This window comes from Stenotrophomonas sp. PS02289 (assembly GCF_029960115.1).
Lineage (GTDB): Bacteria > Pseudomonadota > Gammaproteobacteria > Xanthomonadales > Xanthomonadaceae > Stenotrophomonas.
Map to the genome: position 1 here is coordinate 1 of NZ_JASCOZ010000292.1, position 2,751 is coordinate 2,751.

Annotated in this window: 3 protein-coding genes; all 3 read right to left on the reverse strand. The window is 66.9% G+C overall.

Going from position 1 to position 2,751, the window contains the following annotated elements:
* Positions 1 to 84 precede the first annotated feature (84 nt).
* Positions 85 to 888, reverse strand: a complete 804-nt coding sequence (locus QMX83_RS21065; protein WP_282298575.1) for a prolyl oligopeptidase family serine peptidase — start codon at positions 886 to 888, stop codon at positions 85 to 87.
* Between the two features lie 67 nt (positions 889 to 955).
* Positions 956 to 1,222 (reverse strand): hypothetical protein, encoded by a 267-nt coding sequence (locus tag QMX83_RS21070; protein ID WP_282298576.1) that lies wholly within the window; start codon positions 1,220 to 1,222, stop codon positions 956 to 958.
* Between the two features lie 13 nt (positions 1,223 to 1,235).
* Positions 1,236 to 2,597: a magnesium transporter gene (mgtE, locus tag QMX83_RS21075; RefSeq protein ID WP_282298577.1), complete on the reverse strand. Its 1,362-nt coding sequence runs from the start codon at positions 2,595 to 2,597 to the stop codon at positions 1,236 to 1,238.
* Positions 2,598 to 2,751: the final 154 nt, after the last annotated feature.

Sequence of the window (2,751 nt, forward strand, 5' to 3'; positions counted from 1 at the left end):
GCGCTACCGGGGACCCAACCCTTGCGTACGCCTTCAGGTAGCGCCGGCCGTTGGCCGGCCCAGGCGGTGCCGAAGTGCGCGACGTCACCCCCGACGCTGGGCGAACAACCATGCCCACATCTGCGCGTCCGCGTAGGTGGCGTCCCACGCGTTGTGGTTGCCTTGCGGATACTCGGTATACCGCACATCCTTCGCGCCAACCGCATCGAACGCCGCCTTCAAACGGCGGTCGTCATCCGGCTTCACCACGTCATCCAGCGCGCCATGGAACATCCAGATCGGCGTGTCCTTCAGGCGCTGTGCCATCACCGCATACGGGTCTGCCTCGCGCGCGACCGATTCGACGAACAGGGTAGGGCGCACGGCGCGTGGCACCAGCACCGCGCCGCACACGGGCACGATGGCGGCAAAGCGCTGCGGATCGTCCAGTGCGATGTTCCAGCTGCCGTAGCCGCCCATCGACATGCCGGTCAGGTATTGGCGGCCTGGATCGGCACCGAACTCGGTGATCACCGCATCCAGTGCCGCAGTCGCTGCACGGTTGTTGTCGCCTGACCATTCCTCGTCGTCCGGCACCTGCGGCAGCACCACCAGCGCTGGGAAGCTGTCGGCATGCCGTCGCAGATACGGTCCGATGCCGGCCTCGGTCTGTGCGCGGTTGTCGCTGCCACGCTCACCGGAGCCGTGCAGGAACAGCACCACCGGCAGTTTCCCGGTCTGTGCAGCCGCCCCGCGTGGGATGAACACCTGGTAGTGCACGCTGCGCCCGTCCACCTGCACCTCCCGCGCCTCGAATCGGCCGGTGGCGTCTCCCCGCGTGGGTGCGCAGCCCGCCAGCATCAGCAGCGCCACCGCGCACAGCAGCCAGCCCATCGAACGTCGTGCCATGCTCCATCCTCGCCTGAAATCGTTTTCAGTCTAGGACACCCACTGCGACACGGCATCTTGCAGCGCATCAGTCCGGGCGGGGTGCGGCCGCCAGGATCTCCAACTGCTCGATGGCCTCGGGGTGTCCTTCAGCGGCGGCGGCCTGCACCTGGGCGAGGGTGGGGTGGACCACCAGCAGGATCGGGTTCTCGCACTCGGGGCAGTCGAACTCGGCCTCGTCCTCGTGCAGTTCCATCGTCATCTGCCGCGGGCTGCCCTGCCACTCGCAGGCGGCGCAGGTATGCACCTGCTCGCGCCAGCCAGGGGTGAAATAGTTGTCCAGGGTGACGGCCATGCGGGTTCCGAAGTCAGTGCAGCAGGATGAGAGTGGCCAGGCCGAGGAAGCTGAAGAAGCCCATCACGTCGGTCACCGCGGTGACCACCACGGTGCCGGCCACCGCCGGGTCGACATTCATGCGCTTGAGCAGCAGCGGCAGCAGCACGCCGGCCAGCGCCGCTGCACAGAAGTTGATGATCAACGCCAGCGTGATCACCACCGACAGCAGAATGCTCTGGAACCAGACGAAGGCGATCAGCCCGACCACGGTGCCTATCAGGGTGCCGTTGATCAGCGCCACCCGCATTTCCTTCCACAGCAGGATGCGCGCGTTGCTCTGGCCGACCTGGCCCAGCGCGATACCGCGCACCATCAGGGTCAGCACCTGCACTGCGGCATTGCCCCCCACGCCGGCCACAATCGGCATCAGCACGGCCAGCGCCACCACTTTCTGCAGGGTGAGTTCGAACTGGCCGATCACGCTGGCGGCCAGGAACGCGGTGCACAGGTTGATGCCCAGCCAGACCACGCGGCCGCGCACGGCGCGCTTGATCGGCGAGAACAGATCTTCTTCTTCGTCCAGACCCGCCGCGCCCAGGGCCTGGTGCTCGGCCTGCGCGCGGATGATGTCGACCACGTCATCGATGGTGATGCGGCCGAGCAGGATGTTGTTGTCGTCCACCACCGGCGCGGACACCCAGTCATGGTCGGAGAACTGGCGGGCCACTTCCTCGGCACTCTCGCCCACGTCGATGGCCGGCTGCTCGTCATCGATCAGCCGGTTGATCGGGGTGTTGTCCTCGTGGGTGACCAGCGCGGCCAGCGACAGGCGGCCGAGGTACTGGTGGCGGCGGCTGACCACGAACAGATGATCGGTGTGGTCGGGCAGCTCGCCACGCAGGCGCAGGTAGCGCAGCACGACATCGACATTGACGTCGGCGCGCACGGTGACCACGTCCGGGTTCATCAGACGGCCGGCGGTGTCCTCGGGGTAGGACAGCACCTGTTCCAGCCGCTCGCGGTTCTCCCGGTCCATCGACTTGAGGACTTCGTCGATGACGGTGTCCGGCAGGTCTTCGACCAGGTCGGCCAGGTCATCGATGTCCAGGTCTTCGACCGCGGCGATGATTTCGTCCGGGTCCATGTCGGCCAGCAGGCTTTCGCGCACTTCCTCGCCGACGTGGACGAGCACCTCGCCGTCGTCTTCCGGGTCGACCAGACCCCACACCACTTCGCGCTTGCCCGGCGGCAGCGATTCCAGCAGGTTGCCGATCTCGGCCGGAGCCAGGGTGTTGACCAGCCGGCGAACAGGCCCAAGCCGCCCGCTGTCCAGTGCATCGGACAACAGCCGCAGCTGGCGTGCCGTCTTGTCGTGGCGTACGGCTTCGGCCATGCGCAGCTCCCGCGGAAAAGAAAAGGCCGCTATCCCGTACAGGATGCGGCAACAGGGGTGGTCACCGCGTCATTATCGCTTGGAAGGATGACAATCCGGAAGGTCACGTTGACCGGTAGCGCCGGCCGTTGGCCGGCCCACGCATCGCCTGGGC

Excerpts from the sequence above, each read along its gene's own strand:
- QMX83_RS21070 (WP_282298576.1), bottom strand. The coding sequence starts at position 1,222 with ATGGCCGTCACCCTGGACAACTATTTCACCCCTGGCTGGCGCGAGCAG.
- mgtE (WP_282298577.1), bottom strand. The coding sequence starts at position 2,597 with ATGGCCGAAGCCGTACGCCACGACAAGACGGCACGCCAGCTGCGGCTG.
- QMX83_RS21065 (WP_282298575.1), bottom strand. The coding sequence starts at position 888 with ATGGCACGACGTTCGATGGGCTGGCTGCTGTGCGCGGTGGCGCTGCTG.